Genomic DNA, 25,215 nt, shown 5'->3' with positions numbered 1-25,215 from the left:
GCGACGCGTAGGTTTGTGGGGTGGTTGATACGACGCCCTTGACTCGTGCCGTTGATCACTTTGCCGACCGCTTGCGGGCCGCGCCCCAGAGCCGGTTGCAGAGAGGCGCCGCCGGCGAAGCGTTGCGGCTGGCCAGGGAGTTGGCTCGGTGGGCACAGGTTCTGGAGGTGCCCGGGGCGGAGCCTCGGGAGATGCCGGACGCCGGGATGTTCGCCGCGGCCGACCAAATCACCGTGGCCGTGCACGACTTGGCCCTCGTACTCACGAACGAGGGTGAGATCGAGGACGCGCTGAGGCTGGTGGAGGAGGCGCAGAAGCGGGCCGGGGTGTGACCCGGGCTTCGACCGCTACAGGGACGCTATGACCCGGTCCGCCAGGATGTAGACGTTCTCCTCGCCGCACGCGAAGGTCAGGGTGTACGCCCCCGAGACTCCCGAACCGCCCAGCAGTACCGGAGTCTCGCCCGCGCGCAGGGCCGCCGCCAGGCGCTCCGCGGTCTCCCGGTGGCCCGGGGTCATGCAGAGCGTGGTGCCGTCGGCGAAGACGTAGACGTCGAGGGTGCCGAGCGGGCCCGGGCGGACGTCGGTCAGTTCGGTGGCGGAGGCGGCCAGGTCCTCAAGGGTGGAGACCGTACGCTCATGGTCGTTCACCGCGGGTGAGGAGACCGGGACGAAGTCCGGGTGGGAGGGGTGGCGGCGGCGGGCCGCGGCCAGCTCGGGGGACTCCCCGGCGAACTCGTCGGCGTCCGCGGTCGTCTCGCTCACCGGCTCCAGGTGCTCCAGGCCCGCGAAATCGGCCTGGCGGGGCAGGAACAGCTCGCTGTCGGACAGGCCCAGCAAAGTAGGCGCGTCGGAGGCGTCACGGGCCTCCTGGGCGGCCCAGAAGGCGCGCGCCTCGGCCAGCTCCCGCTCGCGTTCCTCGGCGAGCGCCTCGGCCACCGCGGCGCGTATCTCATCGGCCTCGGTGGAGAGACGGGCCGGCGGGACCAGGCCGCGAGTCGCGGCGGCGTTGTTCTGTGCCAGCTCGGTGTGCAGGGCCGCGACCTGTCGGCGCAACACCATCAGGGTGCGCAGGACGGCGACGCCCACGGCGCCGGTGGCGGCCGTGGTGAGCAGCAAGGCGATCGGCATGGCGCTCACTGACGTACTCCCGGTTCAAAGTCGACCCCCGACTTCCTACATCAGCTTGAAGGGCGGACTATCCAGCTGTCAGTGCGTAACGTCACGAAACGGACAGGATTTTGGGGCCTGTGTTTCGTGGTGAAGCGGCTCTGAGCTGCGTAAATCCCTCCGCGAAGGGAGATAGGTCACATCCTGGGGGAGATTGGATCACAAATCGGCCCAGAACCTTGGAGTTTCTCGGGTTCTGGGCCGAAGGCTCACGCTGGGTCGCGAGTTGACTACCTAGGGGCTCTGGATCGGTGGTTCAGCTCAGGCGCTCGATGACCATCGCCATGCCCTGGCCGCCGCCGACGCACATCGTCTCCAGGCCGAACTGCTTGTCGTGGAACTGGAGCGAGTTGATGAGCGTGCCGGTGATGCGGGCGCCGGTCATGCCGAAGGGGTGGCCGACGGCGATGGCGCCGCCGTTGACGTTCAGCTTGTCGAGGTCGATGCCCAGGTCGCGGTAGGAGGGGATCACCTGGGCGGCGAACGCCTCGTTGATCTCGACCAGGTCGATGTCGTCGATCGTCAGGCCGGCCCGGCGCAGGGCCTGGTTGCTCGCGTCGACCGGGCCGAGGCCCATGATCTCGGGGGAGAGGCCGGAGACGCCCGTGGAGACGATGCGGGCGAGCGGGGTGAGGCCGAGCTCGCGGGCCTTGGTGTCGGACATGATCACGACCGCGGCCGCGCCGTCGTTGAGGGGGCAGCAGTTGGCGGCGGTGACGAGGCCGTCGGGGCGGAAGACCGGCTTGAGGCCCTGGACGCCCTCCATGGTGACGCCGGGGCGGGGGCCGTCGTCCTTGCTGACGACCGTGCCGTCGGGGGTCGTGACCGGGGTGATCTCGCGCTCCCAGAAGCCGTTCTTGATGGCTTCCTCGGCGAGGTTCTGCGAGCGGACGCCGAACTCGTCCATGTCCTGGCGGGTGATGCCCTTCGCCCGGGCGAGGTTCTCGGCGGTCTGGCCCATGGCGATGTACGGGTCGGGGACGAGGCCGTCCTCGCGCGGGTCGTGCCAGGTCGTGCCCTCCTGCTGGGCGACCTCGGCGGTGCGGGCCTCGGCCTCGGCGAAGAGGGGGTTGTGCGTGTCGGGGATGCTGTCGGAGTTGCCCTTGGCGTAGCTGGAGACCATCTCCACGCCGGCCGAGATGAAGACGTCGCCCTCGCCGGCCTTGATGGCGTGCAGGGCCATGCGGGAGGTCTGCAGGGAGGAGGAGCAGTACCGGGTGACGGTGCAGCCCGGGAGGTGGTCCATTCCCATCTGTACGGCGACGATGCGGCCGAGGTTGTTGCCCTGCTCGCCGCCGGGGAGGCCGCAGCCGAGGTGGAGGTCGTCGATGTCCCTCGGGTCCAGCTCGGGGACCTTGGCGAGGGCCGCCTGGATGATCGTGGCGGTGAGGTCGTCGGGGCGCAGGTCTTTGAGGGAGCCCTTGAAGGCGCGGCCGATGGGGGAGCGGGCGGTCGAGACGATCACGGCTTCGGGCATCACGGCTCCATTGGCATACCGGGGGTCAGGCAGGGCTGTGAGGGAAGTTACCCGTACGTACGGCCAAGGTCACTGGTAGTGCGGTGTGACCCTGGCCGCAGTTTTCTAAGCGCTTGCTTTTCTCGCCCCCGCCGCCCCTACCCGTCCCATCCTGAAGGGGCGCTGCCCCTTCGACCCCGGGCTCCTGGGGGCTGCCGCCCCCAGACCTCCGCTTCGGCCCTGAACGGGCCTCGTCCTCAAACGCCGGACGGGCTGAAATGCCCTGGACCGGCGTTGAGAGGTGGAGCCCCCTTCACGGCGACGGCGTCACCGGGGCACGGTCCGGTTCCGGGACGCGGCGGCGGCGGCGCCTCTTGAGGAGGGCCCACGGCCCCTTCGGTCCCGTCGGCATCGCTGCCGTGACCTCCGTGCCCGCCTCCGACGCGGCCTCGGCCGCCGCACGGGCCACCGGGAGGAAGCCCTCGCGGCGGGTGACGTCGGGGCGCTCCTCTTCCGCCGGCCACAGGCCCAGGGCCGCGCAGACCGTCGGGAGGACCGCCATCGCCGCCGTGGCGTAGCCCTCCGCCGAGGGGTGGTAGTTGTCGGGGCCGAAGAGCTCGCGCGGGTTCGCCGCGAACTCCGGACCCAGCAGGTCGCCCAGCGACACCGTGCGGCCGCCCTGTTCGACGACTCCGATCGTCTGGGCGGCCGCCAGCTGGCGTGAGGCCCGTCGGGCCAGCCAGCGCAGGGGTTGCTGGACCGGTTCGATGGTGCCGAGGTCGGGACACGTGCCGACCACCACCTCCGCGCCGGCCGTGCGCAGACGCCGTACCGCCGAGGACAGGTGGCGCACCGAGCGCGTCGGTGGCATGCGGTTCGTGACGTCGTTGGCGCCGATCATGATCACGCAGATGTCGGGCAGCGGGGCGGGGTCGGCGAGCACCAGGGCCACCTGGCGGTCCAGGTCGTCCGAGCGGGCGCCCGGCAGGGCCACGTTGCGCATCAGCACCGGACGTTCCGCCACCGCCGCCAGCCCCGACGCCAGCAGTGCGCCCGGGGTCTGGCCTGCTCGGTGCACGCCCTGGCCGGCGGCCGTCGAGTCACCCAGGATCGTCAGGCGCAGCGGCGGGTCGGCGGGGGTGTCGTACAGGTGGCCGTAGCGGCCGTCGGCGTTCGGTACGTGGTTGTCGGTGCCGTTGCCCACGTGGCGCCTGGCCAGCCGCACCTCGGCGAGGAGGAGACCGACGGCCGCCGCGCCGGCCAGACCGATCCCGCCTCCGCCGTACGCCGCTCCCGCCGCGATCCGCCGGGCCACTCGCGCCCTCGACATGCTCGTCATGCGTCGCCGCCACCTCCTCATAGCCGTACACCCACTGCTTGCCCCGCACGGACCGTGGCCCAATCCCAACGGCGAGTGAACGACCTTTACGAGCCCCCCGCAGGCCATAGGCTGGCGGAACCACTACGACCACCTCTTTTTCAGCATCCGGAGACAACGGTGCATTTCCACGACTCGATGATCAGCCTCGTCGGCAACACCCCGCTGCTGAGGCTCAACAACGTGACCAAGGGCATCGGGGCGACCGTCCTGGCCAAGGTGGAGTACTTCAACCCGGGCGGCTCCGTGAAGGACCGCATCGCCCTGCGCATGATCGAGGCCGCGGAGGAGAGCGGTGCGCTCAAGCCCGGCGGCACGATCGTCGAGCCGACCAGCGGCAACACCGGCGTCGGCCTGGCCATCGTGGCCCAGCAGAAGGGGTACAAGTGCATCTTCGTGTGCCCCGACAAGGTCAGCACCGACAAGATCAATGTGCTCCGCGCATACGGCGCCGAGGTGGTCGTCTGCCCGACCGCCGTCGACCCCGAGCACCCGGACTCCTACTACAACGTCTCCGACCGGCTCGTGCGCGAGACGCCCGGCGCCTGGAAGCCGGACCAGTACTCCAACCCCAACAACCCGCTCTCCCACTACCACTCCACCGGCCCCGAGCTGTGGGAGCAGACGGAGGGGAAGATCACCCACTTCGTGGCGGGCGTGGGGACCGGCGGGACGATCTCCGGTACCGGTCGCTATCTGAAGGACGTCAGCGACGGCAAGGTGCAGGTCGTCGGCGCCGACCCGGAGGGCTCCGTGTACTCCGGCGGATCCGGGCGGCCGTACCTCGTCGAGGGCGTCGGTGAGGACTTCTGGCCGACCGCGTACGACCGGACCGTTGCCGACGAGATCGTCGCCGTGTCCGACAAGGACTCCTTCCAGATGACCCGGCGGCTGGCCCGTGAGGAAGGCCTGCTCGTGGGCGGTTCGTGCGGCATGGCCGTCGTGGCCGCGCTGCGGGTCGCCGAGCGGCTCGAGGAGGACGACGTCGTGGTGGTGCTGCTGCCGGACAGCGGGCGCGGCTACCTTTCCAAGATCTTCAACGACGAGTGGATGGCCGACTACGGCTTCCTCGATGACGAGGGCCCGAGCGCGCGCGTCAGCGACGTCCTCAACGACAAGGAGCACGGCGCCATCCCGTCCCTCGTCCACATGCACCCGGACGAGACGGTCGGTCAGGCCATCGAGGTGCTGCGCGAGTACGGCGTCTCGCAGATGCCCATCGTGAAGCCGGGCGCCGGCCACCCGGACGTCATGGCCGCCGAGGTCGTCGGGTCCGTCGTCGAACGGGAGTTGCTCGACGCGCTGTTCACCAAGCGGGCCTCGCTCGACGACCCGCTGGAGAAGCACATGTCGGCCCCGCTGCCGCAGGTCGGATCCGGCGAGCCGGTCGGCGACCTGATGTCGGTGCTGGGCGGCGCCGACGCGGCGATCGTCCTCGTCGAGGGCAAGCCGACCGGTGTGGTCAGCCGGCAGGACCTGCTGGCCTTCCTCGCCAAGGGCGGGAAGTAGCGGCGAACCTGCGGTGAACGGGCCGTGTCCGCGGCGAATTCGCGGTGACCGGGGCCGCTCGGGCCGTCGCGGAACTGGTACGAGCACGTCACGTTCACGCAGCACCCGCTTAACACGGGTCCGGCACATTAGTGGGTGTCGGCAGGGCGGGAGCGGCTCCCCGCCCCAGCCGACGCCGAACGGCGCCAAGGACCTCCGGAGCGGCTCCCGGACCTCCATGGACGCCTAGGACGCGTAAGCCCGGCCTGACCCGGCCCGCGTCCCTCGCGGGGACCGCCGTCGTCCCGCCCCCCGGAAACGGGGGTGCGGCGGTCCCCGCGCACACTCTTTCAGCGGCCGGGACTCGACGCCCAGCTTCCCAGCAGCGCCAGCCTCTCGGCCGTCTCCGAACCCGGCTCCGGCGTATAGACCACGAGCGTCTGTTCCGGCGTCTCCGGGAGCGTCAGCGACTCGTACGGCAGGGTCAGCAGACCCGCGACCGGATGCCGGACGCGCTTCACCCCGTACATGCACGCCCTGACCTGGTGGTCGGCCCACAGGCGGCGGAAATCCTCGCTCTTGAGGGAGAGTTCGCCGACGAGTTCGCGCACACCGCGGTCGTCCGGGTGGGCGCCTGCGCTCAGCCGCAGGTTGGCGACGGTCTGGGCGGCGACCGCGGCCCAGTCGGGGTAGAGATCGCGGCCTTCGGGTTCGAGGAAGAGCTGGCGGACGACGTTGCGCCGGTCGGGGGCCATGCGGCTGAAGCCGTTCAGGGCGTCGGCGAGGGAGTTCCAGGCCAGTACGTCCATGGCGGGGCCGAGGACGAAGGCCGGGGTGCGCTCGATGCTGTCCAGCAGCAGCTGGATGCCGGGGCGGACACGTGGCGCGCTGCGGCGGCGCTCGCCCTTCTTCGACGGACGGGCCACCGCGTGCAGATAGGCGTGCTCGGTCTCGTCCAGGCGCAGGACCCGGGCGATCGAGTCCAGCACGGCGTCCGAGACGCTCGGCCCGCGGCCCTGCTCCAACCGGATGTAGTAATCGACGCTCACCCCGGCCAGCTGCGCCACCTCCTCACGGCGCAACCCGGGCACCCGGCGCCGGCCGTAGGAGGCCAGCCCCACCTCCTCGGGCTGGATGCGGGCGCGGCGCGAGCGCAGGAAATCTCCGAGGTCCCCGTCCATGGGTTCGATCGTAGGGGAGCCGTCGACGCGGAACCTGGTACTGGCAGACCCAGGAAAAGCTCATCCCTGGGTACGGCGGCCCCGGCGGCCGAGGGTGGTGGACGAGGCCGGGGAGACGCCCCGGCCGACTTCCCATCCGAGGAGCACCTCCATGTCGTACGAGAACCTGGCCGGACGCACCGCCGTCGTCACCGGGGCCGCCAGCGGGATCGGCGAGGCCGTCGCCGTACTGCTGGCCGCGCAGGGGGCGAAGGTCGCGCTGCTCGCGCGGCGCGGTGAGCGGCTGGAGTCGATCACCGAGAAGATCCGGGCCGAGGGCGGACAGGCGCTGGCCGTGGCCGCGGACGTCACCGACGACGCGTCCGTGGCGGCCGCGGTGGAGCGGATCCACGAGGCCTACGGGACCGTCGATCTGATCGTCAACAACGCCGGCGTCATGCTGCCGAACCCGATCGCGGACGCACGCGTCGACGAGTGGCAGCGGATGCTCGACACCAATGTCATGGGTGTCCTGCGCGTCATCGGTGCCCTCGCCGACGACCTGACGGGCGCCGCCGCCGAGGGCCGCAGCGCGGACCTGGTGAACGTCTCGTCCATCGGCGCGCATGTCACCGGCTTCACCAACTACGCCGTGTACGGGGCGACGAAGGCCGCGGTCACCCATCTCTCGGCGCTGCTACGAGGCGAGTTCGGGCCGCGGGACGTGCGGGTCACCAACATCGAGCCGGGGTTGACCCAGAGCGAGCTCGCCTCGCACATCGACAACGACGGTCTGCGGGAGCAGGTCGGCGGGATGGTCGAGGCGATGGGTGCGCTGGCGGCCGGGGAGATCGCCGATCTCGTCGCCTACGTCACCAGCCGCCCCCGGCACATGAACCTGCGCCAGGTCGTGGTGCTGCCGACCCGGCAGGTGTGAGCGCCCCGGCCGGTCGGGAGGCTCAGTCCTCCCAGCGGTCCTCGTCCTTGGCCGACCTGTGGCGCCGGCCCCGGAACAGACCGGGGTTGGTGCGGGCCGCCTGCACGACGTTGACGCCGACGATGCCGATCCAGCTGACCAGCAGGCCGGGGAGGTGGGCGATGGCGGCGCCGATCGCGGACAGTGGGACCGCCAGGACCAGCGAGACGATGCCGAAGCCGAAGCGCTCGCCGAAGGAGTCCGTGGCCTTCGGCGAGCGGGCGCCCCGGGCCGCCACCATCTGCTGCTCGGCCAGCTGCCGCCGCAGCCGGCGCTCGACAGCTCCGTCGATGCGCTGGTCGACCTTCTCCAGGAACGAGTCGACCAGCGCGGACTCGTATTCGTCGCCCAGTTCCCTGCGGGCCTGCAGGGTGGCGTTGAGTTCCTTCTTGAGCTCGGTGTCCCGCGCGTCCATTCCGGTCATGCGCCCACGGTAGGCAGCGCGGACGCGGCCCGCACTGGGGTTAGCCCCCCTGTTGGGACGGGGGTGCACGGCAGGGCGCCGTCACTTCACCAGCCCGTGCTCCTTCGCGTAGGCGTCCGCCACGTCCTCGGGGTCCTTCTTGTCCTTGTCGACCTGCCGGTTCAGCTCGGTGAGCTGGGCGGTGGTCAGGGTGTTGCCGAGGCGGGCGAGGGCCCTGCGGACCGTGGAGTCGGCCTTGCGGTCGGCGATGAGGGGGACGACGTGCTGGCCGGGGATGAGGTTCTTGGGGTCGGTCAGGACCACCCAGTCGTTGGCCTGGATGTCGGTGTCCGTGGTGAAGAGGTTGGCCACGTCCACGTCGCCTTTCTTCAGGGCGCCCTTGACCAGCGGACCGGAGGAGTCGAGGGACTTGAACTCCTTGAACTCCACCCCGTACACGTCCTTCAGGCCGACCGCCCCCACCTCCCGCTTCTTCACCTCGGGTGCCGCGCCGATGACCAGCTTGCCGTTCTGCTTCTTCAGGTCGGCGAGGGAGGTCAGGCCGTACTTCGCGGCCGTCTCCCGGGTGACGACGAAGGCGTCGGAGTCCTCGGCCATGCCGTACGGCAGTACCTGGAGGCCGCTCGGGAGGGCGATGGTGAGGGCGTTCTGCATCTCGCCCTCCTCGGTGGCCTTCGCCTTGGGAGCCACGTAGTGCAACAGGGCGCCCTGGTACTCGGGGAGCAGGTCGATGTCGCCGCCCCTGAGAGCGGGGATGAGGATCTCGCGGGTGCCGAGGTTGGGGCGGACGTTCACCTTCACGCCGGCCTCCTGCAGCACGGCGGCGTACAGGTACCCGAGCACCTGGTTCTCGGTGAAGTTGGCGGTGCCGATGGTGATGCCGCCCTTGCTGGAGCCGCCGCCACCGGAGGAGGCCCCCTGGCCGTCCAGGGACGTGATGCCGCTGGAGCAGGCGGCGAGCGCGGGGACGGAGGCCGCTGCGAAGAGGCCGCCGAGGAGAGTGCGTCGGTTCATCGGAAGATCCCTAGGCAGTGCGGTGGCGGAAGAGGAAGCGCTGGAGGCCGGACAGGGCCAGGTCCAGGGCCACGGCGACCACGGCGACCAGCACCGCGCCGCCGAGCACCTGCACGAGGTCGCGCTGGGCGAGGCCGTCGAAGACGTAGCGGCCCAGGCCGCCGAAGGAGACGTAGGCGGCGATGGTGGCGGTGGCCACGACCTGGATCAGTGCCAGGCGCAGGCCCGTCATGACCAGGGGGAGGGCGAGAGGGAGTTCCACCTGGACCAGGACCTGGTACCCGCGCATGCCCTGTCCGCGCGCCGCGTCCTTCACCTCCGGGTCGACGGCCGTCATCCCGGCGTAGGTGTTGGTGACGATCGCCGGGACCGCGAGGGCGACCAGGGCGACGTAGACCGGGAGCATGGACAGTCCGCCGGCCAGGAAGACCAGGACGACCAGGCCTACGGTCGGCAGGGCGCGGCCGAAGGACGCGAGGTTGATCGCGAGGAAGGCGCCCTTGCCCGTGTGGCCGATCAGCAGGCCGAGGGGGAGGCCGATCGCCGCCGCGATGAGCGTGGCGAGGAGGGAGTACTGGAGGTGTTCGGCCAGGCGGTGGCCGATGCCGTCCGGGCCGGACCACTGCTCGCCGCTGACCAGCCAGGCGCCGAGATTGCTGAAGAGTTCGTACATGTCAGGCTCGCCGCCTCCGCCAGGGGGTCAGGACGTACTGCAGGGCGACCAGAGCCGCGTCCGCGACCACCGCGAGCAGGAGGGTGAGGACCACTCCGACGATCACCGGGGTCGGGAAGTTGCGCTGGAAGCCGTCGGTGAAGAGCTGGCCGAGGCCGCCGTCGCCGATGTAGGTCGCGACCGAGACCAGCGAGATGGACATGACCGTCGCGATCCGGACGCCCGCCATGATCACGGGGAGCGCGAGCGGGAACTCGACCGTCAGGAGCGTGCGCAGGGGGCGCGTGCCCATCGCCTTCGCGGCCTCCTTCACCTTCACGGGGACCGAGTCGAGGCCCTCCACGGTGTTCCGCAGCAGGACGACCAGCGTGTAGACCGTCAGGCCGATGACGGTCGTGGTGCGGGTGAGGCCGGAGACCGGGAGCAGCAGGACGAAGATCGCGATCGAGGGGATGGTGAACAGGACGTTCGAGAGGCCGAGCAGGAAGCCGCGCAGGGAGCGGATCCGGTGGGCGATCACCGCGAGGGGGAGGGAGATCAGGACGCCCAGGAACACGGCGGTGAGCGCGGCCTGGAGGTGGGAGATCGCCAGGGTGGTGAGGTCGTCGGTGTGGTCGCCTATCCACGACCAGTCGATGGTCATGCGGCCACCCGCGCCTCGGTGTGGGCCTGTCCGGCGTGCTTGTGGATGTCGTCGCGGGACGAGACGCCGGTGAGGACACCGTCCGCGTCGACGCGGGCGATCAGGCCGGTGGGGGAGGCGATCGACTCGTCGAGGGCCGACAGGAGCGAGTCGGTGTCCTTGAGTGGTCGTACGGGGAGTTCGGCGTCCTTGGTGTCCGTCGACGCCCAGTGCAGCGGCCTGTTCGCCGCGTCGAGTACGAGGCGCCAGTCGCCGGCCTCCGGCGCCGGGCCCTGCGGGAGGTCTGCGAGCGTGCGCAGGGACAGCAGCTTCAGGCCGCGCTCGGCGCCGAGGAAGTCGGCCACGAAGTCGTCGGCCGGGCGGGCGAGCAGTTCGGTGGGCGGGGCGCACTGGACCAGGTGGCCGCCGGTGCGGAAGATCGCGATCTGGTCGCCCAGCCGTACGGCCTCGTCGACGTCGTGCGTGACGAAGACGATGGTCTTGCTCAACTCCTTCTGCAGGCGCAGCAGTTCGTCCTGGAGCTGGGTGCGCACGACGGGGTCGACCGCGCCGAACGGCTCGTCCATCAGCAGTACGGGCGGATCGGCGGCCAGCGCACGGGCGACGCCGACGCGCTGCTGCTGGCCGCCGGAGAGCTGGTGCGGGTAGCGCTTGCCGGCGTCGGCCGCGAGGCCGACGGTCTCCAGCAGTTCCGCCGCCCGGGCGCGGGCCTTGCGGCGGCTGGAGCCGAGCAGCAGCGGCACGGTGGCGATGTTGTCGAGCACCGTGCGGTGCGGGAACAGGCCCGCCTGCTGGATGACGTAGCCGATGGAGCGGCGCAGCTCGGCGGCGTCCTGCCGGGTGACGTCCTTGCCGCCGACCCGGATGGTGCCGGAGGTCGGCTCGACCATCCGGTTGATCATCCGCAGGGTGGTCGTCTTGCCGCAGCCGGACGATCCGACCAGGACGGTCACGCCGCCCTCCGGCATCTCCAGGGAGAGGTCGTGGACTGCTGTCGTGCCGTTGGGGAAGCGCTTGTGAACCGCGTCGAACTGGATCATGAGGTGTCCTCTGCCCGGCTGTATAACCTCATGCAGAGTTCTCGGTGTCTGAATAGATTGTCAATACTCTGCTGTTAATCCGCGGTAACGGATGACCGGGGGGCAGGATCGGCTGTCCGGATTAGTGGGCTTTCGGGGCTTATCTCGTCTCGGATCGTGGACGCATGGCGCCGCGTCACTGGTGCCGGACGAGTTCGCCGGCAGTGCTCAGCGGGCGCCCGGCGAGGCGTGGTCGTCATCGAGGGCCACGGGGGCCGGAACGGTCCATTCGGCCGGTGCCCGCCAGTTGCGCCACTGCTCCCACCAGCACGCGCCCCGCTCGATGAGATCCACGACGGAGGCCGCCGCCGCACGGACGGCGTCCGCCTCCTCGGCGTCGAAGCCGCCCGTGCGCACCTGCTCCTCGAAGTGCTCGACGTCCTTCCACCGGTACGGAGAGCCGTCACCGGGGATGATCAGGTCCAGCTCGTGGTCCAGCGTGTCGAACCCGCGCTCCGTGCGGACGAGGGGCGCCTGGAAGTTGACGTACCACTCCGACAGGGCGCCGCCCTCCCATCGGCCCCACACGGCGTAGCCGTCCCCCGGGCGCTGCAGCTGCAGGACCCCGCTGGACTGCCATGTGTGCTCGAACTCGATCCAGGGGTGCGGGCCCCATCGGAAGTCGCCGCGTCCGAAGGTGAGCGGCGTGCCCTGCGCCAGGTACACGGCGAGCGCCCGCTCGTCGTCGCTCGCGACCCGCACCGGGTACACCAGCCATTCGCGGCCGGCCAGGATCTCCCGCCGGACGATGGCCTCGCCGCTGCGGAACCGTGACGTCATGACGCCCGACCCTAGTGGATCATGAGATGCCCTTGCCTGGCTGTATAACGTCATGCAGAGTTCTGGGTGTCTGAATAGGCGGTTGAAGCTGCCCGGATTGAGGGGTGTGTGAGCTCTATGTCGTCTCGGATCGTGGACGCCCCCGGCGCCGTGCACACCGTGCACACCGGCCTGGTCGTCCTCGACGGGATCGGGCTCGGCGTCGAGGACGTCGTACGTCTCGCCAACGGGGCCGCGCGCCCGGTTCCCGCGACCGACGCGATGAAGCGCGCCGAGGAGTCCTGGGACGCCGCCCGCCTCATCGCCGCGACCGGACGCGTCTACGGCCGCTCCACCGGCGTGGGCGCCAACCGGAACGAGGACGTGCCCACCGACGCCGCCGCCGAACACGGCCTGCGCCTGCTGCGCAGCCACGCGGGCGCCATCGGCGAGGAGCTGCCCGCCCGGCAGGTGCGGGCCATGCTCGCCGTACGGGCCAACCAACTGCTCGCGGGTGGCGCGGGCCTGCGCCCCACCGTCGTCACGGCCCTGTGCGAGGCGCTGGAGAGCGGGGCCCACCCGGTCGTGAACGAGTTCGGCTCGGTCGGCACCGGAGACCTCGCGGCGCTCGCGCAGGCCGGCCTCGCGCTCGCGGGCGAGCACCCGTGGCGGGGGTCCGGCGCCCCCGAGCCGCAGCCGCTCGACAACAACGACGCCCTCGCGTTCATCAGCAGCAACGCCCTCACCCTCGGCCAGGCGGCCCTGGCCCTGCACGAACTGCGCGGCCTCGTCGCCGCCACCCAGGTCGTCGGCGCCCTGTCGCTGCTCGCCGTCGACGGCTCCCACGAGGCGTACGCCGCCCCCGTGCACGCCGCCCGCCCGCACCGGGGCAGCGCCGAAGTCGCCCGCCGGATGCGGGAGCTGATCGGCGCCGAGGACCGGCCGACCCCTCCGCTCGGCCGGATCCAGGACCCGTACGGCTTCCGCTGCCTGCCCCAGGTCCACGGCCCCGCGCACGACGCGGCCGACGCCCTGGACGAGGTGCTCGCGGTGGAGATCAACGCGGCCGCCGAGAACCCCCTCATCTCCCCCGGGGACATGGCCGCCTACCACCACGGCGGCTTCTACCAGGCCCAACTCGCCCTCGCCCTGGACCACTTCCGGCTGGCGCTGACCCAGGTGGCCCGGCTCTCGACATCCCGCCTGTCCACCCTGAACGAGCCCGCCTACACCCGCCTGAAGCCCTTCCTCGCCGACCACGAGCCCGCCTCGTCCGGCGTGATGATCCTGGAGTACGCCGCCGCGGCCGCCCTCGGCGACCTGCGCGCCTTCTCCGCCCCCGCCTCGCTCGGCCACGCTGTACTCTCCCGGGGCGTGGAGGAGCAGGCCAGCTTCGCCTCGCTCGCCGCACGGCAGACACTGCGGGCGTGCGGCGCGTACCGTCTGGTCGTCGGCTGTGAACTCGTCGCCGCCGTACGGGCGCTGCGGCTGCGCGGCCTCAGGCCCGACCCGGACCTTCCGGTGGGCCGGGCACTGGAGCTGGCCGAGTCGGTGCTCGACGACGACCTGGCCGACCGCCCGCTCACCGATGATGTGACGGCGGCGGCGGCACTGCTGGACCGGTTCACGGACATCTGGAGGGGGAGCGCGGCATGAGCGCGGACAGGAACACGGGTGGGACGGACAGTCCCGCCGCGCGACTTCAAGCGCTCTTCGAGGGGCACCGGCTGACGCCGACGCAGCGCCGCATCGCGCACTGCATGGTGCGGCGGGCCGCCGACGTGCCGTTCCTGTCCAGCGTGGAACTGGCCGAACTGGCCGGGGTCAGCCAGCCGTCCGTGACCCGCTTCGCCGTCGCCCTCGGCTTCGACGGCTACCCGGCGCTGCGCAAGCACCTGCGCGAGGTCGCGCCCGTGGAACAGGCCCCGGACGCGGGCTCGTACAACGAGTACCAGCAGGCCGTCGAGGCCGAGATCGAGAACCTCAGGCACCTGGCGGAGGTGCTGGCCGATCCGCGCCCGGTGCAGAAGGCGGGGCGGCTGCTCGCGGCCTCGCGTCCGCTTCCCGTGCTCGGCCTGCGGGCCGCGGCCTCCCAGGCGTACGGCTTCTCCTACTTCGCCGCCAAGGTGCACCCGGACGTACGGCTGCTGCACGAGGGCGGCACGATGATCCACGACCGTATCGACGCCGCCGTACGGGCCGGGGCGACGGCGCTGCTCTGCTTCGCGCTGCCCCGGCATCCGCGCGAGGTCGTGGACACCCTGGCGTACGCCAAGGAGGCCGGGCTGACGGTGGTGACGGTGGCCGACTCCGCCTTCGCGCCGGTCGCCAAGGTCTCCGACCTGCTGCTGCCCGCCGCCGTCGGCACGGGCCTCGCCTTCGACACGGCCTGCGCGCCGATGCTGCTGGGCCGGGTCCTGCTGGAGGCGATGTGCGACGACCTGCCGGACGCGCAGGCGCGGCTGGAGGAGTTCGACGCGCGGGCGATGGCGCGGGGGCTGTTCGTCGAGTGAGTTCCTGAGGACCGGGTGAGTTCCCACGGGCCCGGGTGAGTTCTTAAGGTTCGTCTCACGTTCGCTGGCTAGCGTGCGCGCACAGCATCTGGACAGACGTGAGACGGGAGGCGGGACGTGGCACGCGCAGGAGGGCACGGGCTGGCTCGGGTGGCGGTCGTCGTACGGGCCGGGGCCGCGCCGCTGTGGTGGCTCGGGGTGTTCGCGGCGGGCATCGGGGTGCTGGTGCCGGGGCTGACGGGACGCCGGATCGGGGTCCTGGCCGGGGCGGCGCTCTTCATCATCGCGACGGCCGTGGTCGCGTACGCCCGCCGCAGGCGCTACACCGCCCTGAGCCGTTCGGCCGCCCGCGCCGGCAAGCACGACGTGCTCCAGGACCGTGCGGTCTCCGTCCGCAACTGGCGCCGGGGTCACCGCTGGTGGCTGGCGCTCGCCTTCGTCGCCGCGCTGGGCAGCGCGTTCGCCGTGCCGGCGGCGGGCGGGATGCTGCTGGCGGGGTGCGGGGCGGGGCTCCGGCTCAAGGCCGCGTGGCTCGGACGGCGGGAGCGGGCCGAGAACGCCCTGCTGTGGGTACGGGTGGACTGGCTCGACGGGCGCGGCGGCCGCCCGGCGGGCAAGGCGGTCAAGGCCTTTCGCAGTACGGGCGTCGCGGCGGGCGACGCGGCCCCGGGCGGGGCCCGCCGCCGCACCGCGGCGCTGGTGTAGGTCAGCCCTTTTGGCCGGTGCGGGTCAGACCTCCAGGTCTTCCTCGATCTTCTTCAACTGGTGCCTGGCCATGGCCAGGTTGGCCCGCTTGGCGTCGAGAACCAGATACAGGAAGAGGCCGTTGCCGCCGCGCCCGGTGATCAGCCGGATCAGGTGGTACTGGTCGGAGAGGGTGATCAGGATGTCCTCGATGCCGCCCTTGAGGCCGAGGTGCTCCATCGTGCGCATCTTGGCGCGGACGACGTCGGTGTTGCCCGCCGCGGCGACATTGAGGTCGAAGGTCTTGCTGCCGCCCAGGGTGCCGAGCGCCATTCCGCTGGTGTAGTCGACGAGCGCGGCCCCGGTCGCCCCCTCGATCGAGGCGAGGCATTCCTTCAGGGTGGTCTCGGTGTTGGCCATGATGTGAGTTCCTCTCAACTATCCGTAGTGGTACGCGCGTTGGCGGTGGTGCGTGCGGCGCGCGTGTTTCTTGTGCGGGTGGGCATGGGTTTGGCGGGCTCCGTGGGTTCCGTGGGTTCCTTCGGTTCCTTTGCGGAGCCCTTGGCAGGGCTCCTCCTGAGAGGCGCCGCCTCCGCGTCGACGAGCTCCCCGATGCGGGCACCGGCGCGGCGGCCCTCCAGATGCAGACGGCCGACGTTGACGCCGTCCGCGGCGAGCAGCGTCAGCACCGCGGTGCGTCCCGCCGCGTACGTCGCCACATAGCCGTCCGTCCCGCGCACGAGCAGCTCGCGGAAGTCGCCCCGTCCGGTCGCGTCCGCCACCCGCACCGCGACGCCGAGTGCGGCGGCGGTCAGCGCGGCGAGGCCGTCCGGTTCGACGCCTGGCGTGTCGTGGGCGAGGACGAGGCCGTCCACGCCGGCCGCGAGTGCTCCGGTCAGCTGGGGCACGCGGGCTCTGAGCCGGCGGAACTCGTCGAGTATCGGGGCCTCGGCCGCCATCAGGTTTCTCCTCTCGGCGCGGGACCGCTGCGGCGGGCGCCGCAGTCCGGCCGGCTCGCTGTCTTCGACGGGGCCGCGGTTCTCGCTGGGTCTGAGGGCTTCGAAGGGGTTGCGGCCCTCGAAGGGGTTGCGGTCAAAGGGCCTCCAGCGCATCCCTGACCCTCTTCAGCAGCGCGACGTAGGGATCGGCGGCGGCGTCGGGCGGGGGGCCCGGGGCGGCGGGTGGTGGCGGCTGCGGGGACACCAGCCCCGCCGCGGCCAGCCGCCGCAGGTGCACCAGCGTGTGGAACGCCGGTCTGCCCAGCTCCCGCGCGATGTCGGCGGCCCGCCTGACGCCGTCCACCCGGGCGAGTACGGCGGCCTGCCGGGGCGGGACCGCGGGGGCCGCGACCGGGTCGGCCCGGATCAGGGGGGCCGCGTCCGTCGCCGGGTCGGGCCAGATGCGGCGCAGCAGGGCGCGGCGGCGCAGCATCTCGCGCTCCAGCGCGGCGACCGGCACGGGGTGCACGGCGGCGAGCCAGTGCGCGGTGCCGTAGCGGAAGCGGCCGGGCGTACTGCTGGGGGCGAGGGCGAAGTACGCGGCGTCGTACAGCGCGCTCACCTGCGCCAGCTCCAGCGCGCCCGGCGTGACACCGTGCCGCAGCAGCCGCCCCCCGTCGCCGCTGTCCTCGGCGTCCCGCCAGGCCTCACGGCCCAGGGTGCCGTGGGCCGTGAGGAGCCCGGCGAGGCCGGGGGCGAGAGGGCTCTCGGCATGCACCACCCGGCCCTCGGCGAGATGGAGCGTGCCGTGCTCGCGGTCCAGGACGCCGGTGGCCCGCTCCTCCGCGAGCCGGGTCAGCATCGGCGAGACGCCGGCCCCGGCCCGCTGGTGTGCCGTCGCCCGGTCCCGGACCGGCAGACGCGGTGGCGGGGTGGTTCCGACCATGGTCATCCCAGCACCAGCCGTTCGGCCATCTCGCCCAGCCGGATACGGGCCAGCGCGAGATTGCCGTCCGCGCGGGACAGCCACAGGTACAGGAACACGCTGCTTTCGAAGGTCGTCGGCACGAACCGCAGCACGTGGTAGCTGTCCCGGTTGCTGAGGATCACGTCCTCGACGGGCGGATCCGCGGCGTCCGCGTCGGCACCGGGCCCGAACGCGTGCTGCTCGGCGGCCAGCCGCGCCAGCTCCGCCGCCTCGGCGGCCGCCGTCTCGTGGTCACCGCCCGGCGGATCGCCCACGGTGCCCAGGGCCAGTCCGCTGGTCCAGTCGACCAGCGCGGCGCCCCGTGCACCGGGCAGCCGCATCGTCTCCAGCAAGCACTCGTCGATTCCGGGCACCGTCGCTCCCCTCCCGCCTGGGGTTCGGCTGAGTGACGGCCAAACTACGCAACGTGTGTGCGGCGAGTGAGTGTTCTGGCATTTTCCAGTGGAACATGCGCCGAGTGACTAAGGTGGGTCAACTGACCTTGTTTTCAATCCAGTTGATCACCCATGGCGTACCGCTCCTCGTCGGCGTGCATCAACGGCGCTTCCGCGGGGGCAGGGTGGTGAGCGACGCCGCGTACGCCCCTCCGGATTCGGCCACGATCTCGTCGAGCGACTGCGGCTCGCGCACCGTCGCGAAGGCGATGGCCCCGGCCTCGTCCGGAGCGAAGCCGTAAACGCCGGGCCGGGCCAGGGAGTTGTACGCGTAGTGGTGCGCGAAGTAGTACGCCCCCGTGTCCACCGCCGCCGCGTAGTCCCCTTGCTCCAGCAACGGCAGCGCGCACCCCTCGGCCAGCAGATCGCCCGAGAAACAAGCCGGACCGGCCACGTCCTGCACCACGGCCGGACCGTCCTTCGGGCGCCCCTTGCTGTCGTACGCGGTGATCCTCAGCGGCCAGCTCGCCGGCGCGTACACCGTGCGCGTGGCGACCTGCACGCCCGCGTGCGTGACCGCCACCGGCCGGCCGCCCGCACTCTTGGCGTACTCGACCCGGGCCACCACCGTCCCGTGCTTGGCGAGGAGCGAGCGCCCGAACTCCGTGACCAGCCCGTACCGCCCGTCGAACAGCCCCGGCACCGTCTCGCTCAGCAGTCGCGCGTACTGCGCGTACGTCGGGGCCGTCGCGTCCGAGGCGAAGTTCACCGGCAGCCCGCCGCCGATGTCGAGCGTGTCGATCTGCCGCCGCCCGATCCGCCGGTTGATCTCCTCGGCGAGCGCGTACGCCTCCGCGACCCCCCGGGCCATCAGTGCCAGCGGGATCCCCTGAGAGCCGGTGTGCGCGTGCAGCCGGGTCAGCCACGGGCGGTCCTGGTACGCCCGTACGACCCACTCCCGCGCCCCCTCGTCGCGCAGCGCCACTCCGAACTTCGAGGTCGCCGTGGCCGTGGACGTCGCCTCGATGGAACCCCCGCCGACCTGCGGGTTCACCCGGAGCCCGAGCGGGGAGCGACTGGCGGCGGACCGGACGAGGCCGTCGAGGCGGTCCAGCTCCTGCGGGTTGTCCGCGTTGACGGCGATGCCCAGCGCCAGCGCCTCGCGCAGCTCGGCCGGCGTCTTGGCGGGCGAGTCCAGAACCGTCGCCTCCGGGCGCAGCCCCGCCGCCCGCGCCAACGCCAGCTCGCCCGGGCTCGCCACCTCCGCGCCGATGCCCTCCTCGCGCAGCAGCCGCAGCACCGGCACCAGCGGGGTCGCCTTCACCGCGAAGGCGTGCAGCACGGGCGTGCCCGGCGCCACGACCGCGTCGAACGCCGCCCGCAGTGCCGCCGCCGACTCCCGGATACCGGTGGCGTCGAGCAGGCCGACGATGGGTGAGCCGGGCCCCAGCAGCCCCTGCTCCACGGCGGCCCGCACCGCCTCGTTCCGCCGGGCCACCCGGCCGGCGTCGTACGCCGGTATCTCGAATCCGTCGCCTACGCCGTTGCCTACTCCATCGCCTGCGCCGCTGCCCACTCCGTTGTCCACAGCATCCCCCGTCATGTCGTTGTCCGAGCCCATGCATCCAGCCAAACATCCGCGACGCGCGAGCGCTGGCCCGCGAACGTATTGACTAGCTCTATTCAGGAAGACAGGATGTGAATATCCACCTCAACAGTTCGCAGTCACAGTCCGCTGGGAGGCAGACCATGTCAGGACCCCGCCCCGTCCGAGCGCCGCGCGGTACGGAACTGAGTGCCCTGGGATGGCAGCAGGAGGCCGCTCTGCGGATGCTGCAGAACAACCTGGACCCCGAGGTCGCCGAGCACCCCGACAAGCTCGTCGTCTACGGCGGCACCGGCAAGGCCGCCCGCGACTGGCGCTCCTTCGACGCGATGGTGCGCACGCTGAGGACGCTGAAGCAGGACGAGACCATGCTGGTCCAGTCCGGCCGCCCCGTCGGCGTCATGCAGACCCACGAGTGGGCCCCGCGCGTCCTCATCGCCAACTCCAACCTCGTCGGCGACTGGGCCAACTGGGAGGAGTTCCGCCGCCTGGAGGCCCTCGGCCTCACCATGTACGGCCAGATGACGGCCGGCTCCTGGATCTACATCGGCACCCAGGGCATCCTCCAGGGCACCTACGAGACCTTCGCCGCCGTCGCCGCGAAGAAGTTCGAGGGCACCCTCGCCGGGACGATCACCCTCACCGCCGGTCTCGGCGGCATGGGCGGCGCCCAGCCGCTCGCCGTGACCATGAACGACGGCGTCGCGATCTGTATCGACTGCGACCCGCGCGCCATCGAGCGGCGCATCGAGCACCGCTACCTGGACGTGAAGGCCGACTCGCTCGACCACGCGTTGCAGCTGGCCGTGGAGGCCCGTGACGCCCGCCGTCCCCTCTCCATCGGCGTCCTCGGCAACGCGGCCGAACTGGTCCCGCAGCTCCTCGCCATGGGCGCCCCCATCGACATCGTCACCGACCAGACCTCGGCACACGACCCGCTGGCGTATCTGCCGGTGGGCGTCGGCTTCGAGGACATGGCGGATGCCGCCGCCAAGGACCCGGCGGGCTTCACCACCAAGGCCCGCGAGTCGATGGCCAAGCACGTCGAGGCCATGGTCGGCTTCATGGACGCCGGTGCCGAGGTCTTCGACTACGGCAACTCGATCCGGGGTGAGGCCCAACTCGCCGGTTACGAGCGGGCGTTCGCCTTCCCCGGCTTCGTCCCCGCCTACATCCGCCCCCTCTTCTGCGAGGGAAAGGGCCCCTTCCGCTGGGCTGCCCTCTCCGGCGACCCGGCCGACATCGCCAAGACCGACAAGGCGATCCTGGAGCTGTTCCCGGAGAACGAGTCCCTGGCCCGCTGGATCAAGCTGGCGGGGGAGCGGGTGCACTTCCAGGGGCTGCCCGCGCGCATCTGCTGGCTCGGCTACGGGGAGCGGGACAAGGCGGGCGAGCGGTTCAACGACATGGTGGCCAGCGGTGAGCTGGCAGCGCCGCTGGCGATCGGGCGCGACCACCTGGACTGCGGTTCCGTCGCCTCGCCGTACCGCGAGACGGAGGCGATGCTCGACGGCTCGGACGCGATTGCCGACTGGCCGCTGCTGAACGCCATGGTGAACGTGGCTTCGGGCGCCTCCTGGGTCTCCCTCCACCACGGTGGTGGCGTCGGCATGGGGCGGTCGATCCACGCCGGGCAGGTGACGGTGGCCGACGGCACGAAGCTCGGCGGGGAGAAGATCCGCCGGGTGCTGACGAACGACCCCGGGATGGGCGTCATCCGGCACGTGGACGCGGGCTACGACATCGCGGAGACCGTCGCCGACGAGCGGGGCGTTCGCGTCCCGATGCGCGAGGGTGACGAGGCGTGACCCAGCGTTCAGGTGAGCCGAGCGGCAACAGTCCGGCGGGGGCTGAGGTCTCGTCGCCGTCTGCTGCTTCGGCTGTGCCCACCCTCCCCCACTCGCCACTTCGTTCGAGCGGGGGGAGTCCCGTCGCCCTGCGGAACGGGGGCGATGCAGGCCGGCCTGTCGAGGGGGCGGGCGATGCAGCGCGGCCTGTCGCGGGTGGCGGCTCCTTCCACGAGATGTGGCGCGAGTTGCTCCCCATCGGCCGGCACCCCGGCTCCCGCGGCTACCGCCGCTTCGCCTGGACCGGCGCCGACCTCGACTGCCGGGCCTGGTTCAAGGAGCAGGCCGAAGCTCGCGGGCTCGCCTACGAGGTCGACCGGAACGGGAACCAGTGGGCCTGGGCCGGTGACCCCGCTGCCCGGGACGCCGTCGTCACCGGGTCGCATCTCGACTCCGTGCCGGACGGGGGCGCCTTCGACGGGCCCCTCGGGGTGGTGTCGTCCTTCGCCGCTCTCGACGAACTGCGGGGCAGGGGCGTGGACTTCACCAAGCCCCTCGCCATCGTCAACTTCGGTGACGAAGAGGGCGCCCGGTTCGGGCTCGCCTGTGTCGGGTCACGGCTCGCCGCCGGACAGCTCACCGTCGACAACGCCCACAAGCTGACCGACGGGGACGGGGTCAGCCTGCCCCGGGCCATGGAGGCCGCGGGGTACGACCCCGACACCATCGGCGCCGACCCGGAGCGGCTCGCCCGCATCGGTGCCTTCGTCGAACTGCATGTCGAGCAGGGCCGTGCCCTGGACCTGTCCGGCGACCGCGTCGGCATCGCCAGCGCCATCTGGCCGCACGGCCGGTGGCGGTTCGACTTCCGGGGCGAGGCCAACCACGCCGGCACCACCCGCCTCGTGGACCGGCGCGACCCCATGCTCGCGTACGCCGAGACCGTGCTCGCCGCCCGCCGGGAGGCTCGACTCGCCGGTGCCGTCGCGACCTTCGGCAAGATCTCCGTCGAGCCGAACGGCGTCAACGCCATTCCCTCCCTGGTGCGCGGCTGGCTCGACTCCCGGGCCGAGGACCAGGCGAGCCTCGACACCGTCGTCGGCGGCATCGAGAAGGCGGCCCGGGAGTACGCGGCGGCCCACGGCATCGACCTCGACATCGTCCGTGAGTCCTTCACGCCCGTCGTCGAGTTCGACCACGCCCTGCGCGACGAACTGGCCCGCATCCTCGGCAAGGACTCCGACATCACCGTCCCCGTCCTGGGAACCGGGGCCGGACACGACGCCGGAATCCTCTCCGGGACCATCCCGACCGCCATGCTGTTCGTACGCAACCCCACGGGCGTCTCGCACTCCCCGGCCGAGTTCGCCGCCGAGGACGACTGCGTGGCCGGAGTCATCGCCCTCGCCGACGTACTGGAAGGACTGGCCTGCACGTGACGCCCACCCAGCAGACCCGTACCTACTGGCTGGAACACGCCTGGCTCGACACCCACGTCGAGCCGGGCGTCGCCCTCGACGTGAGCGACGGCCGCATCGCCGCCGTCCGGACCGATGTCCCCGCCCCGCCCTCCGGCGCCGAGATCCTCCGCGGGCTCACCCTCCCCGGGCTGGCCAACGCCCACTCGCACGCCTTCCACCGTGCCCTGCGCGGCACCGTCCAGGTCGGCTCCGGCACCTTCTGGACCTGGCGCGAGGTCATGTACTCGTTCGCCGACCGGCTGACCCCGGAGACCTACCACGCCCTCGCCCGCGCCGTGTACGCCGAGATGGCGCTGGCGGGGATCACCGCCGTCGGCGAGTTCCACTACGTCCACCACGCCCCGGGCGGCACCCCGTACGCCGACCCGAACGCGATGGGCGAGGCCCTGGTCGCGGCCGCCGCCGACGCCGGCATCCGCATCACCCTCCTCGACACCGCCTATCTCTCCTCCGGCTTCGGGCAGGCCCCCAACAGCCACCAGCTCCGCTTCTCCGACGGCAGCGCGGATGCCTGGGCCGAACGCTGTTCAGTTCTCAAGGACCGGGATCACGCACGGATCGGGGCGGCGATCCACTCCGTACGGGCCGTGCCCGCCGACCAGTTGGCGACCGTGGCGCGGTGGGCCGAGGAGCGGCGGGCCCCGCTGCATGTGCACCTGTCCGAGCAGACCGCCGAGAACGAGGCGTGCCTGGAAGTCCACGGCTGCACCCCCACCCAGCTCCTCGCCCTGCACGGCGTGCTCGGACCGCGTACCACCGGCGTCCACAACACCCACCTCACCGCCGAGGACATCTCCCTGATCGGTGGCAGCGGCACCGGCACCTGTATGTGCCCGACCACCGAACGGGACCTCGCGGACGGCATCGGGCCGGCCGTCGCCCTGCAGAACGAAGGCTCCCCGCTCTCCCTCGGCTCCGACAGCCACGCCGTCATCGACCTCCTCGAAGAGGCGCGCGCGATGGAGCTCAACGAGCGCCTGCGCACCCGTACGCGAGGTCACTGGACGGCGGCGGCGCTCCTGCGGGCGGCCTCCGCCGACGGCCACGCGGCTCTCGGCTGGGACGACGTGGGCACCATCGAGCCCGGCGCACGCGCCGACCTCACGACGATCGCGCTCGACTCGGTCAGGACGGCAGGGCCGCTTCCGCGGCTCGGGGCCGAGACGGCCGTATTCGCTGCGTCGGCAGCAGACGTGTCGCATACGGTCGTGGGCGGTCGGCACGTCGTACGGGACGGGGTCCACTCACTCGTACCGGATGTGCCGAAAGCCCTCGCGGACGCCGTCGCAGCCCTGCGCGGATGACCCCCGGCCGCCCACCCGCGCGGCCCGCCTGCGCAGCTGTCCCCGAACCCGCCCCCACCGCCGACCAGGCCACCAAGGACGCCATGAGCAACGCGACGACCGTCAGCCCCGCCCACTCCGCGAGCACCGCAAGCACGCTCATCACCAACATCGCCGCCCTGGTCACCAACAACCCCTCCCTAGGTGACGGATCCCCCCTTGGCCTGATCCAGGACGCGGCCGTCGTCATCGAAGGCGACCGCGTCGTGTGGACCGGTGATCAAAGCAAAGCACCCGCCACTGACAATCGGGTCGACGCGGGCGGCCGGGCGGTCATCCCGGGCTTCGTCGACTCCCACTCCCACCTCGTCTTCGCGGGCGACCGGACGCAGGAGTTCAACGCCCGTATGTCGGGGCGGCCGTACAGCGCGGGCGGCATCCGTACCACCGTCGCCGCCACCCGCGCCGCGAGCGACGAGGAACTCGAGGCCAACCTCACCCGTTACCTCCGCGAGGCGCTGCACCAGGGCACCACCACCTTCGAGACCAAGTCCGGCTACGGCCTGACGGTCGAGGACGAGGCCCGGGCCCTGCGCATCGCCGCCGCCCACACCGACGAGGTCACCTACCTCGGCGCCCACATCGTCTCCCCGGACCACGCCGACGACCCGGCCGCCTACGTCGCCCTCGTCACCGGCGAGATGCTCGACGCCTGTGCCCCGTACGCCCGTTGGATCGACGTCTTCTGCGAGAAGGGCGCCTTCGACGGCGACCAGGCCCGCGCGATCCTCACCGCGGGCAAGGCCAAGGGCCTGCACCCCCGCGTCCACGCCAACCAGCTCACCTACGGCCCCGGCGTGCAGCTCGCGGTCGAGCTGGACGCGGCCAGCGCCGACCACTGCACCCACCTCACCGACGCGGACGTGGACGCCCTCGCGAGCGGCAGCACCGTCGCCACCCTCCTGCCCGGCGCCGAGTTCTCCACCCGCGCCCAGTGGCCGAACGCCCGCCGGCTCCTCGACGCGGGCGTCACCGTCGCCCTCTCCACCGACTGCAACCCGGGATCGTCCTTCACCTCCTCCGTGCCCTTCTGCATCGCGCTCGCGGTACGGGACATGGGGATGACCCCGGACGAGGCGGTCTGGTCGGCCACGGCGGGCGGCGCCGCGGCCCTGCGCCGCGACGACATCGGCCACCTCACCCCGGGCGCCCGCGCCGACCTGCTCCTCCTCGACGCACCGAGCCATGTGCACCTGGCCTATCGGCCGGGCGTGCCGCTGGTCAGCGAGGTGTGGCGCCGGGGCGTGCGCGAGGCCTGATCAGGAGCCTCCCGTCCTCCACC

The 25,215-nt window shown here is 71.9% G+C and carries 25 protein-coding genes; 10 read left to right on the top strand and 15 right to left on the bottom strand.

Going from position 1 to position 25,215, the window contains the following annotated elements; translation table 11 throughout:
* The first annotated feature begins 20 nt into the window (after positions 1-20).
* Entirely contained in the window at positions 21-332 is a 312-nt protein-coding gene (locus AB5J49_RS19420) for a hypothetical protein (protein WP_369169884.1), read from the top strand.
* A gap of 15 nt (positions 333-347) precedes the next feature.
* On the opposite strand, the gene AB5J49_RS19415 is transcribed toward AB5J49_RS19420, so the two are convergent.
* The 3 genes from AB5J49_RS19415 to AB5J49_RS19405 form a co-directional block, all read right to left on the bottom strand.
* Positions 348-1,130, bottom strand: a complete 783-nt coding sequence (locus AB5J49_RS19415) for a hypothetical protein (protein ID WP_369175197.1) — start codon at positions 1,128-1,130, stop codon at positions 348-350.
* Between the two features lie 295 nt (positions 1,131-1,425).
* Positions 1,426-2,646, bottom strand: coding sequence for an acetyl-CoA C-acetyltransferase (locus AB5J49_RS19410; protein ID WP_369169883.1), 1,221 nt, complete (start codon positions 2,644-2,646; stop codon positions 1,426-1,428).
* 292 nt (positions 2,647-2,938) lie between these two features.
* Positions 2,939-3,964, bottom strand: coding sequence for an SGNH/GDSL hydrolase family protein (locus tag AB5J49_RS19405; RefSeq protein ID WP_369169882.1), 1,026 nt, complete (start codon positions 3,962-3,964; stop codon positions 2,939-2,941).
* A gap of 159 nt (positions 3,965-4,123) precedes the next feature.
* Here AB5J49_RS19405 and AB5J49_RS19400 point away from each other — a divergent pair, with 159 nt between their 5' ends.
* Positions 4,124-5,512, top strand: a complete 1,389-nt coding sequence (locus AB5J49_RS19400) for a cystathionine beta-synthase (RefSeq protein WP_369169881.1) — start codon at positions 4,124-4,126, stop codon at positions 5,510-5,512.
* A 329-nt stretch (positions 5,513-5,841) separates the two neighbouring features.
* Here the strand turns inward: AB5J49_RS19400 and AB5J49_RS19395 are convergent, their stop codons facing one another.
* A complete protein-coding gene (locus tag AB5J49_RS19395) occupies positions 5,842-6,672 on the bottom strand; it encodes a helix-turn-helix transcriptional regulator (RefSeq protein ID WP_369169880.1) in 831 nt (276 codons plus the stop codon).
* A 151-nt stretch (positions 6,673-6,823) separates the two neighbouring features.
* Between AB5J49_RS19395 and AB5J49_RS19390 the strand changes: the two genes are divergently transcribed.
* Positions 6,824-7,588 carry an SDR family oxidoreductase gene (locus AB5J49_RS19390; RefSeq protein ID WP_369169879.1) on the top strand — a complete coding sequence of 255 codons (765 nt, stop codon included), beginning with the start codon at positions 6,824-6,826 and terminating at the stop codon, positions 7,586-7,588.
* 22 nt (positions 7,589-7,610) lie between these two features.
* Here AB5J49_RS19390 and AB5J49_RS19385 read toward each other — a convergent pair whose 3' ends face one another.
* From AB5J49_RS19385 to AB5J49_RS19360, 6 genes are all read right to left on the bottom strand, one after another.
* A complete protein-coding gene (locus AB5J49_RS19385) occupies positions 7,611-8,042 on the bottom strand; it encodes a hypothetical protein (RefSeq protein ID WP_369175196.1) in 432 nt (143 codons plus the stop codon).
* 90 nt (positions 8,043-8,132) lie between these two features.
* Positions 8,133-9,065, bottom strand: coding sequence for an ABC transporter substrate-binding protein (locus AB5J49_RS19380; RefSeq protein ID WP_369169878.1), 933 nt, complete (start codon positions 9,063-9,065; stop codon positions 8,133-8,135).
* Between the two features lie 10 nt (positions 9,066-9,075).
* The gene (locus AB5J49_RS19375) at positions 9,076-9,738 is read right to left on the bottom strand and encodes an ABC transporter permease (protein WP_369169877.1); all 663 of its coding nucleotides are present in this window, start codon (positions 9,736-9,738) and stop codon (positions 9,076-9,078) included.
* A 1-nt stretch (position 9,739) separates the two neighbouring features.
* Positions 9,740-10,381: an ABC transporter permease gene (locus AB5J49_RS19370; protein WP_369169876.1), complete on the bottom strand. Its 642-nt coding sequence runs from the start codon at positions 10,379-10,381 to the stop codon at positions 9,740-9,742.
* Positions 10,378-11,421, bottom strand: a complete 1,044-nt coding sequence (locus AB5J49_RS19365; protein ID WP_369169875.1) for an ABC transporter ATP-binding protein — start codon at positions 11,419-11,421, stop codon at positions 10,378-10,380. The genes AB5J49_RS19370 and AB5J49_RS19365 overlap by 4 nt, the downstream gene beginning before the upstream one ends.
* Positions 11,422-11,628: 207 nt before the next feature.
* On the bottom strand, positions 11,629-12,240 hold the full coding sequence (locus AB5J49_RS19360) for a DUF402 domain-containing protein (RefSeq protein WP_369169874.1): 612 nt from the start codon (positions 12,238-12,240) through the stop codon (positions 11,629-11,631).
* A 117-nt stretch (positions 12,241-12,357) separates the two neighbouring features.
* Between AB5J49_RS19360 and AB5J49_RS19355 the strand changes: the two genes are divergently transcribed.
* The 3 genes from AB5J49_RS19355 to AB5J49_RS19345 all read left to right on the top strand — a co-directional run bounded on the left by AB5J49_RS19355 (position 12,358) and on the right by AB5J49_RS19345 (position 15,437).
* Positions 12,358-13,875, top strand: a complete 1,518-nt coding sequence (locus AB5J49_RS19355) for an aromatic amino acid ammonia-lyase (RefSeq protein ID WP_369169873.1) — start codon at positions 12,358-12,360, stop codon at positions 13,873-13,875.
* Positions 13,872-14,732 (top strand): MurR/RpiR family transcriptional regulator, encoded by an 861-nt coding sequence (locus AB5J49_RS19350; RefSeq protein ID WP_369169872.1) that lies wholly within the window; start codon positions 13,872-13,874, stop codon positions 14,730-14,732. The genes AB5J49_RS19355 and AB5J49_RS19350 overlap by 4 nt, the downstream gene beginning before the upstream one ends.
* Positions 14,733-14,849: 117 nt before the next feature.
* Positions 14,850-15,437: a hypothetical protein gene (locus AB5J49_RS19345; RefSeq protein WP_369169871.1), complete on the top strand. Its 588-nt coding sequence runs from the start codon at positions 14,850-14,852 to the stop codon at positions 15,435-15,437.
* Between the two features lie 24 nt (positions 15,438-15,461).
* Here the strand turns inward: AB5J49_RS19345 and AB5J49_RS19340 are convergent, their stop codons facing one another.
* The 5 genes from AB5J49_RS19340 to AB5J49_RS19320 form a co-directional block, all read right to left on the bottom strand.
* Entirely contained in the window at positions 15,462-15,836 is a 375-nt protein-coding gene (locus AB5J49_RS19340; RefSeq protein ID WP_128431362.1) for a hypothetical protein, read from the bottom strand.
* A 14-nt stretch (positions 15,837-15,850) separates the two neighbouring features.
* Positions 15,851-16,375 carry a roadblock/LC7 domain-containing protein gene (locus AB5J49_RS19335; protein ID WP_369175195.1) on the bottom strand — a complete coding sequence of 175 codons (525 nt, stop codon included), beginning with the start codon at positions 16,373-16,375 and terminating at the stop codon, positions 15,851-15,853.
* Positions 16,376-16,508: 133 nt separating this feature from the next.
* Positions 16,509-17,306, bottom strand: a complete 798-nt coding sequence (locus AB5J49_RS19330) for a transcriptional regulator (protein ID WP_369169870.1) — start codon at positions 17,304-17,306, stop codon at positions 16,509-16,511.
* Positions 17,303-17,695, bottom strand: coding sequence for a hypothetical protein (locus tag AB5J49_RS19325; RefSeq protein ID WP_369169869.1), 393 nt, complete (start codon positions 17,693-17,695; stop codon positions 17,303-17,305). The genes AB5J49_RS19330 and AB5J49_RS19325 overlap by 4 nt, the downstream gene beginning before the upstream one ends.
* A gap of 181 nt (positions 17,696-17,876) precedes the next feature.
* Positions 17,877-19,337, bottom strand: a complete 1,461-nt coding sequence (locus tag AB5J49_RS19320; RefSeq protein ID WP_369169868.1) for a diaminopimelate decarboxylase — start codon at positions 19,335-19,337, stop codon at positions 17,877-17,879.
* A gap of 128 nt (positions 19,338-19,465) precedes the next feature.
* Between AB5J49_RS19320 and hutU the strand changes: the two genes are divergently transcribed.
* The 4 genes from hutU (at position 19,466) to hutI (ending at position 25,192) form a co-directional block, all read left to right on the top strand.
* Positions 19,466-21,130, top strand: a complete 1,665-nt coding sequence (gene hutU / locus AB5J49_RS19315; RefSeq protein WP_369169867.1) for a urocanate hydratase — start codon at positions 19,466-19,468, stop codon at positions 21,128-21,130.
* Positions 21,131-21,345: 215 nt separating this feature from the next.
* Positions 21,346-22,548, top strand: a complete 1,203-nt coding sequence (locus AB5J49_RS19310) for an allantoate amidohydrolase (protein WP_369169866.1) — start codon at positions 21,346-21,348, stop codon at positions 22,546-22,548.
* Complete coding sequence (locus tag AB5J49_RS19305; RefSeq protein WP_369169865.1) at positions 22,545-23,894, top strand: formimidoylglutamate deiminase; 1,350 nt, start codon at positions 22,545-22,547, stop codon at positions 23,892-23,894. The genes AB5J49_RS19310 and AB5J49_RS19305 overlap by 4 nt, the downstream gene beginning before the upstream one ends.
* The gene (hutI, locus tag AB5J49_RS19300) at positions 23,891-25,192 is read left to right on the top strand and encodes an imidazolonepropionase (protein WP_369169864.1); all 1,302 of its coding nucleotides are present in this window, start codon (positions 23,891-23,893) and stop codon (positions 25,190-25,192) included. Before AB5J49_RS19305 ends, hutI begins: the two co-directional genes overlap by 4 nt.
* The last annotated feature ends 23 nt before the right edge of the window (positions 25,193-25,215 follow it).

The sequence above is a fragment of the Streptomyces sp. R28 genome (assembly GCF_041052385.1).
Taxonomy (GTDB): domain Bacteria; phylum Actinomycetota; class Actinomycetes; order Streptomycetales; family Streptomycetaceae; genus Streptomyces.
Note: the sequence above shows the minus strand (reverse complement) of the source record. Positions and strands in the feature narration are given on the sequence as shown.